The following is a 7993-nucleotide window of genomic DNA, read 5'->3' on the forward strand; positions in this document are numbered from 1 at the left end:
AAACCGGTTGAGTGTGTGTCGTTCATGACATTGGCGTGTTCTTGTCCCTGAGACGGCGGCTACGGCCGCGCCCTTCAGAGACGAGTTCGACCATGACCACCTTCGCCGATCTGGTTCCTTCGCCCGCCGGTCGTTTCGACGGCATCGAACGCCCCTATACGCCGGAAGACGTCCTGCGCCTGCGCGGCTCCGTGCCGATCACCTATTCCCTGGCCGAGCGCGGCGCGAACCGCCTGTGGCAACTGCTGCACGACGAGCCCTTCATCAATGCGCTGGGCGCGGTGACCGGCAACCAGGCCATGCAGATGGTCCGCGCGGGCCTCAAGGCCATCTATCTGTCGGGCTGGCAGGTCGCGGCCGACGCCAATACGGCCGGCGCCATGTATCCGGACCAGTCGCTGTACCCGGCCAACGCCGCGCCGGAGCTGTGCCGCCGCATCAACCGCACCCTGCAGCGCGCCGACCAGATCGAGCACGCCGAGGGCGGCGCCAAGCGTGACTGGTTCGCCCCCATCGTCGCCGACGCCGAGGCCGGCTTCGGCGGGCCGCTGAACAGCTTCGAGATCATGAAGGCCTTCATCGAGGCGGGCGCCGCGGGCGTCCACTTCGAGGACCAGTTGGCCTCGGAGAAGAAGTGCGGCCACCTGGGCGGCAAGGTGCTGATCCCGACCCAGGCGCATGAGCGCAACCTGGTCGCCGCGCGCCTGGCCGCCGACGTCTGCGGCACGCCCACGATCACTGTGGCTCGCACGGATGCCGAGTCGGCCCAGTTGATCACCTCGGACATCGACGAGCGAGACCAGCCCTTCATCGACCGCGAGAACCGCACGCCCGAGGGCTTCTTCCGCCTGAAGGAAGGCACGGGCCTGGATCACTGCATCGCGCGCGGTTTGTCCTACGCCAAGATCGCCGACCTGCTGTGGTGGGAAACGTCGCACCCCGACCTGGACGACGCCAGGAAGTTCGCCGAGGCGGTGCAGAAGCAGTATCCGGGCAAGCTGATGGCCTACAACTGCTCGCCGTCCTTCAACTGGAAGGCCAAGCTGGACGACGCCACCATCGCCAAGTTCCAGCGCGAGCTGGGCGCCATGGGCTACAAGTTTCAGTTCGTGACCCTGGCCGGCTTCCACGCCCTGAACAACTCCATGTTCGAGCTGGCGGACGGCTATCGCGACAACGGCATGGCGGCCTACTCCGAGCTGCAGCAGCGCGAGTTCGCCAACGAGGCGCGCGGCTACACCGCCACCCGCCACCAGCGCGAGGTCGGCACCGGCTATTTCGACCAGGTCGCCACGGTCATCTCCAACGGCACGTCGTCCACGACGGCGCTGAAGGACTCGACCGAGACCGCCCAGTTCACCCACGCGGCTTAAGGAAAGGACCCATCATGGAACCGCTGACCCGAACCGAGGCCATCATCGACTTCTGCCTGGCGCCCCTGGCGCTGGACCAGGGGACCGAGGCCGAGCGCGAGGTGCGCCGCCGCATGACGCACGTGCTGCGCACCTATCAGGCCAAGGTCGCCAATCCGGTGGCCGTCGACTTCTCCAACATGCCCTCGCAGGTCATCAACGAGGCGGCCCACGGCTACGAATAGTCTGACCGCCTACCCCCTGAACGCCGCGGGCTTCAGCCCGTGGCGTTGCAGCTTGTCGTACAGCGTCTTTCGCGGCACCCGCATCTCGGCCAGGACCGCGGGGACGTCGCCGCGATGGGCCTCAAGCGCCGCGCGCAGCAGGTCGGCCTCGAAGCGGTTGAGGCGTTCGGGCAGGCTCAGCCCCTCGTCCGCGGGGCGCACCGTCTCCTCCAGCGACAGGGCGACGCGCTCGGCGTAGTGGGCCAGTTCGCGGATGTTGCCGGGCCAGTCGGCCTCCAGCAGGCGGCGCCGGATCGCGTCGTCGACGGCCGGCGGCTCCACGCCGTGGCGATCGGCGGCGCGGCGCAGGAAGTGGGCGAACAGCAGCGGGATGTCCTCGCGCCGCTCGCGCAGCGGCGGCACGCGCAGCCGCACCACGTTCAGCCGGTAATAGAGGTCCTCGCGGAACGTGCCGGCCTTGGCCGCCTCGCTTAGATCGACCTTGGACGAGGCCAGCACCCGCAGGTCCAGCGCGCGCGGCTCGTTGGCGCCGATGGGATGGACCTCGCGCTCCTCCAGCACCCGCAGCATCTTGACCTGGACGCCCAGCGGCATGCTCTCGACCTCGTCCAGGAACAGCGAGCCGTTGTGGGCCCGCTCCACATGGCCGACGCGGCGGCGCAGCGCCCCGGCGAAGGCGCCCAGTTCATGCCCGAACAGTTCGCTCTCGATCAGGCCGTCGGGCAGGGCGCCGCAGTTCACCGCCACGAAGGGCGCCAGGCGACGCCGTCCGCCGTTGTGCAGGGCGCGCGCCACCGCTTCCTTGCCCGTGCCCGTCTCGCCCTCGATCAACACGTCCATGCGCGCGTCGGCGATCTGGGCGATGGTTGCGCGCAGGGCGGTGATGGCGCGCGACGACCCCGCCAGCGGCAACTCCTGGCCGCCCTCGGCCGCAATCGCCGTCAGCCGCCGGTTCTCCAGCACCAGGCCGCGCTTCTCCAGCGCGCGCTTCAGGCTGTCCTGCAGCCGCTCGAACGGAAACGGCTTGGCCACGAAGTCATAGGCGCCGTCGTGCATGGCCGCGACCGCATCGGCGATGTCGCCGTGGCCGGTGATCAGGATGACGGGCAGAGTGGGGTCCAGGGCCTGGAGCCGGCTGAGAAGTTGGCGGCCGTCGAGCCCGGGCATCCGCAGATCGGTGACGACCACGCCGGGAAAGTCGGCGTCGATCGCCTTCAGCGCCGGCTCGGCGGCGGGGAATGCGCGCACGTCGCAGCCCTCCAGCGTCAGCCGCTCGACCAGGGCCTGACGGAAATCGGCGTCGTCCTCGACCAGGGCGACCGACGCGGGATGTTCGAAGCTCATCAGGCCTTCCTCAGGGTCGCGGCGAAGGTCGCGCCTTTCTCGACGTCCAGCAGGTCCAGCTCTCCGCCGAAGCCGGCCACGATGTCGCGACAGATCACCAGGCCCAGGCCCAGGCCGTTTGCGCGGGTCGTGACGAAGGGGGTGAACAGCTGGTCGCGGACCTCGGGCGGCACGCCCGGCCCGTTGTCGGAAACGATCAGCCGGACCCGGTCGGCGTCACGCTCGACCGCCAGGATCAGGCGCGCGCCGGGCTGGCCCTCCAGCGCCTCGGCGGCGTTCTTGACCAGGTTGACGATGACCTGTTCCAGCCGGAAGCGGTCGGCCCGCACCGCCACGTCGGCGTCGCCCCGGCGGACCAGTTCGATCCCGCCCTCGTCCAGCCGCCCGCGCGTCAGCAGCAGGGCGCCGTGGATGGCGTCCTCCAGCCGCACGGATTCGATCTTCGGATCGGTCTTCCTGGAGAACACCCGCAGTTCCTGGGTGATGGCGCCGATCCGCTGGGTCAGGTCGCCGATCCGCGCCAGGGCGCCGCGCGCCCGCTCGGGGTCGGCCCGGTCCAGCAGGACGCCGGCGGTCTCGGCCTGGGTCTGGATGGCGGCGACCGGCTGGTTGATCTCGTGCGCCACGCTGGCCACGATCTGGCCCAGGGCGGCCAGCTTGCTGGCCTGAACCAGTTCGTCGCGCAGCAGTTCGCGCGCCGCCTCGGCGCGGCGGCGCTCCTCGATCTGGCGGTTCAGGGCGGTGTTGGCCTCGCGCAGTTCGCGCGTGCGTTCGTCGATGCGCCGCTCCAGCTCCAGCCGCGCCTCCTCCTCGGCGCGGGCGCGGGCGCGGGCCTGTTGGCGGCGGCGCAGCACGACGGCCGCCACCCCCGCGATCAGGGTCACCACCAGCGCGGCCAGGGCGCGCGCGGCGCCGACGGCCACATCGATCGCGCCCCGGCTTGGCGACAGCAGGTGCAGGGTCCATCCGGGCGTCGCCGTCCCGACCTGGGCGTGCATCCAGCGCTGCTCCCCGGCGCCGGCCGAGGCCTGGAGCAGGCGGGGCCGGTCGCCCAGCGGCGTGGCGAAGGGCAGGGGGCGCAGCGATTCCGGCCGCAGGGTTTGGTCGATCAGGGTCAGCCGCCGCCGCCGCTCGTCCAGCGGCTCGGTGGTGCGAAAGCGCCAGTCCGGCACGCTGGTGATCAGGACCACCCCGCCGGGATCGACGACATAGGCCGGTTCGCCCGACGCCCGCCATTCCGCCTCCAGCGCGTCGAACTCGACCTTGACCACCACGACGCCCAGCGGCGCGCCATCCGCGCGGTCGACCCGCCGCGCCAGATACAGGCCAGGCCGCCCCGACACCGTGCCCAGGGCGAAGAACTCGGCCCGGCCGTTCTTCATGGCGTTGATGAAATAGGGGCGAAAGGCGTAGTCGGCGCCGACGAAGCTGGTCGGCAGGCGCCAGTTGCTGGCCGCGCGCGTGCGACCCTGCGCGTCGATGGCGTAGATGGCGGCCGCCCGCGTCTGGCGCGCCAGATCCTCCAGCTTGTGGTTCACCCGCTCGACCTGAGCGGGCGCCGGGGTTTCCAGCAGCCGCTCCACGTCCGGGTCGCCGGCCAGGGCCACCGGCAGGGAGCGGTGCTTCTCCAGCTCGCTGCGCAGGACTGCTGCGTGCAGGGCGGCGGCGGCCTCCGCCTGGCGCGCCAGTTCGGCCTGAGCGTTGCGACGGGCGGCCTCTCCCGCACCCAAAGCCGCCGCCAAGCTGGCGACGAGCCAGGCCGCGACGAACAGGATCCACATCCTTCGCGAGGCGGGAATCGAGCGGCGGGTCGGCGCGACGTGGGTCATTCCCATATTGTGCGGAAAATCGCACTCAGACGCCAGGCGGTCGGGCGAGAAATCGCACTTTGAAGCCGGCGTCGGGCGAAGAAAGTCGATAAAGCTCAGTACAATCAATAGATTGAAATAATCGTCGAGTGTGGTTGGCCGCCCCCCGACGCTTCATCGATAGTTGTCGAACGGAGCGTGGCGAAGATCGCGCCTGTCGAGGAGACTGCGGGAAACCATCCCGCACATCAGGAGCCTTTCGTGATCCCAGTCCCTTCCGAGGCCGCGCCGGCCGTTCGTCGGCCGTTCTATCGCCACCTGTATTTCCAGGTGCTGATCGCGATCGCGCTCGGCGCATTCATCGGTCACTTCTGGCCGGCCTTCGGCGAAAGCCTGAAGCCGCTGGGCGACGGCTTCATCAAGCTGGTGAAGATGGTCATCGCGCCGGTCATCTTCCTGACCATCGTGACGGGCATCGCCGGCATGCGCGACCTGGGCAGCGTCGGCCGGGTGGCGGCCAAGGCCTTCGCCTATTTCCTGACCTTCTCGACCCTGGCCCTGATCGTGGGCCTGATCATCGCCAACATCGTGCGCCCCGGCCACGGGCTGAACATCGACCCCGCCACGCTGAACGCCGGCGCGGTCGAGCAGTACGCCGCCGCCGCGCACGAAAGCACCATCGTCGGCTTCCTGATGGGCGTCATCCCCGACACCCTGGTCAGCGCCTTCTCGACCGGCAACATCCTGCAGGTCCTGTTCGTCTCGATCCTGTTCGGCGTGGCCCTGGCCCTGATCGGCGAGCGCGCCCAGCCGGTGCTGGACCTGTTCGAGACGCTGAGCCTGGCCGTGTTCAAGCTGGTGGCCATCGTCATGAAGGCCGCGCCGATCGGCGCCTTCGGGGCCTTCGCCTTCACCATCGGCGCCTACGGCATCGCCTCGATCGCCAACCTGGCCGCCCTGATCGCCACCTTCTACCTGACCTCGATCATCTTCGTGGTGGGCGTTCTGGGCCTGGTCGCCATCGCCAACGGCTTCAACATCCTGAAGCTGATCCGCTATCTGAAGGAAGAGCTGCTGCTGGTGCTGGGCACCTCCAGCTCCGAGGCCGCCCTGCCCAGCCTGATCGCCAAGAAGGAGCGCGCCGGCGCCGCCAAGTCGGTGGTCGGCCTGGTCGTGCCCACCGGCTATTCGTTCAATCTGGACGGCACCAACATCTACATGACGATGGCGGCCCTGTTCATCGCCCAGGCGCTGAACATCGACCTGACCATCTGGCAGCAGATCACCCTGCTGCTGGTGGCCATGCTGTCGTCCAAGGGTGCGGCGGGCATCACCGGCGCGGGCTTCATCACCCTGGCGGCCACCCTGTCGGTGGTGCCGGACGTGCCGGTCGCCGGCATGGCGCTGATCCTGGGCATCGACCGCTTCATGAGCGAGTGCCGGGCCCTGACCAACTTCATCGGCAACGCCGTGGCCACCGTGGTGGTCGCGCGCTGGGAGGGGCAGCTGGACCGCGACGCCCTGAACGCCGCGCTGAACGGCGAACCCAAACCCATCGCGGCCAAGCCCGATCCGGCCGCCGGGCCGGGCGTCGACCTGGTCCTCGCGGACGACTGACCGCGCGGGCGCAAATTTCTGGAGGCGGGATCGTCGACGACAACGGCGACCCGGGAGGAGGAGACATGAAGATGCAGTCCAAGTTCACCCTGATGGCGGGCGCGGCCTCGGCCGTCTTGCTGATGTCGGCCGGCGCGGCCCTGGCCCAGGAGGCGGACCCGGCGACGGACGGCCAACCCGCCCAGGTCGAGGACATCGTGGTCGTCGGCTCGCAGATCCGCGGCGCCTCGACCACCGCGGCCCTGCCCGTCACCGTGGTGACGCAGGAGGAGATCATCGCGACCGGCGCGGTCAGCGGCGACGACCTGCTGCGCTCCATTCCCCAGATGGGCGACGTGCTGTTCTCCAGCGCCAACAATCCCCAGACGTCGAACGCGGCGCGCGGCGACGTCAATTCGGTCAATCTGCGCTCGCTGGGCGTCGGCAACACCCTGGTCCTGCTGAATGGTCGCCGCATCGTCCAGCATCCGACCAGCCAGGGCACGTCCGATACCGGGACGGTGCCGGTGCTGAGCTACAACTCCAACGCCATTCCCGTTTCGGGCCTGGAGCGGCTTGAGGTGCTGCTGGACGGCGCCGCGGCCATCTATGGCGCGGACGCCGTGGCCGGTGTGGTCAACACCGTGCTGCAGGAAGACTTCGACGGCCTGGAGATGAAGGCCCAGTACGGCGGGGCCGAGGGCGCCCATCGGCGCGAGTTCACCCTGGGCCTGTTCGCCGGCAAGGATTTCGAGCGCGGCAACATCTCGGGCTTCCTGGACTACACCGACCGCACCGCGCAGCGCGCCGAGGACATGGACTACACCGCCTCGGACGATCGGCGCGCCCTGTTCGCCGACGTGCCGGGATACGAGACCTCGACCGATCCTGACGGCCGCTCGTCCTACACCTCCTGGGCCAACTTCCAGACGCCGTTCCGGGTCCGCCAGGGCACGACCAACCTGACCTCCGCCGCCGGGGCCTTCCACAACCAGCCCTCGGCCCTGGGGTGCACCGCGCCGATCGGCGGCGACGTCTGCCTGGCCAGCGGCAACATCAGCTACAGCAGCGCGGCCGCGCGCGACCTGCGCTACGACGGTGCGCGGGGCACCACCGTCTCGCCCGACGTCGAACGCCTGAATCTGTTCGTCTCGGGTCACTATGACCTGGACAACGGCGTCACCGCTTTCGGCGAACTGGGCTACTACACGGCCACCACCCAGAACATCCAGCCGCCGACCATCCTGCTGAACCAGTTGTGGATTCCGGCCAGCAACTACTGGAACCCGTTTGGGCCGATCACCTTCGCCGACGGCACGGCCAACCCCAACCGCCTGCCGGGCCTGACCAATGTCCCGGCCGGGGGCACGGACGTGAAGCTGGTCCGCTACCGCTTCAACGACGTGGGCGAGCAGGTGGTGAACGTCGACAATTGGCAGTCCCGCATCCTGGGCGGCCTGCGCGGCGAGTGGCGCGGCTTCGACTGGGAAAGCGCCATCCTCTATTCGGAGGCCGAGGCGACCGACAGCTCCAACGCCATCAACCTGACGGCGCTGCAGGCCAGCCTGGCCCTGTCCACGCCCGACGCCTACAATCCGTTCAGCGGCGGCTGCGTCGACGACACCAGCGGCGGCGACTGCACGCCCAG

General features: G+C 69.5%; 6 protein-coding genes. 4 read left to right on the forward strand and 2 right to left on the reverse strand.

Features of this window, described 5'->3' with window-relative positions:
* Positions 1–92: 92 nt before the first annotated feature.
* Entirely contained in the window at positions 93–1373 is a 1281-nt protein-coding gene (aceA, locus tag B2U11_RS06445) for an isocitrate lyase (protein ID WP_292070668.1), read from the forward strand.
* Between the two features lie 14 nt (positions 1374–1387).
* On the forward strand, positions 1388–1597 hold the full coding sequence (locus tag B2U11_RS06450) for a hypothetical protein (RefSeq protein WP_292070669.1): 210 nt from the start codon (positions 1388–1390) through the stop codon (positions 1595–1597).
* 9 nt (positions 1598–1606) lie between these two features.
* Here the strand turns inward: B2U11_RS06450 and B2U11_RS06455 are convergent, their stop codons facing one another.
* Together B2U11_RS06455 and B2U11_RS06460 are read right to left on the reverse strand one after the other, a co-directional pair.
* A complete protein-coding gene (locus B2U11_RS06455) occupies positions 1607–2941 on the reverse strand; it encodes a sigma-54-dependent transcriptional regulator (protein WP_292070671.1) in 1335 nt (444 codons plus the stop codon).
* Complete coding sequence (locus B2U11_RS06460; RefSeq protein ID WP_292070674.1) at positions 2941–4770, reverse strand: sensor histidine kinase; 1830 nt, start codon at positions 4768–4770, stop codon at positions 2941–2943. The genes B2U11_RS06455 and B2U11_RS06460 overlap by 1 nt, the downstream gene beginning before the upstream one ends.
* A 240-nt stretch (positions 4771–5010) precedes the next feature.
* Between B2U11_RS06460 and B2U11_RS06465 the strand changes: the two genes are divergently transcribed.
* On the forward strand, positions 5011–6366 hold the full coding sequence (locus B2U11_RS06465) for a dicarboxylate/amino acid:cation symporter (RefSeq protein WP_292070675.1): 1356 nt from the start codon (positions 5011–5013) through the stop codon (positions 6364–6366).
* A gap of 65 nt (positions 6367–6431) precedes the next feature.
* The coding region (locus B2U11_RS06470; protein WP_292070676.1) for a TonB-dependent receptor plug domain-containing protein at positions 6432–7993 on the forward strand (1562 nt) is incomplete at its 3' end.

It is taken from the genome of Brevundimonas sp. UBA7534 (genome assembly GCF_002479325.1).
Taxonomy (GTDB): domain Bacteria; phylum Pseudomonadota; class Alphaproteobacteria; order Caulobacterales; family Caulobacteraceae; genus Brevundimonas.

Excerpts from the sequence above, each read along its gene's own strand:
- aceA (WP_292070668.1), top strand. The coding sequence starts at position 93 with ATGACCACCTTCGCCGATCTGGTTCCTTCGCCCGCCGGTCGTTTCGAC.
- B2U11_RS06450 (WP_292070669.1), top strand. The coding sequence starts at position 1,388 with ATGGAACCGCTGACCCGAACCGAGGCCATCATCGACTTCTGCCTGGCG.
- B2U11_RS06455 (WP_292070671.1), bottom strand. The coding sequence starts at position 2,941 with ATGAGCTTCGAACATCCCGCGTCGGTCGCCCTGGTCGAGGACGACGCC.
- B2U11_RS06460 (WP_292070674.1), bottom strand. The coding sequence starts at position 4,770 with ATGACCCACGTCGCGCCGACCCGCCGCTCGATTCCCGCCTCGCGAAGG.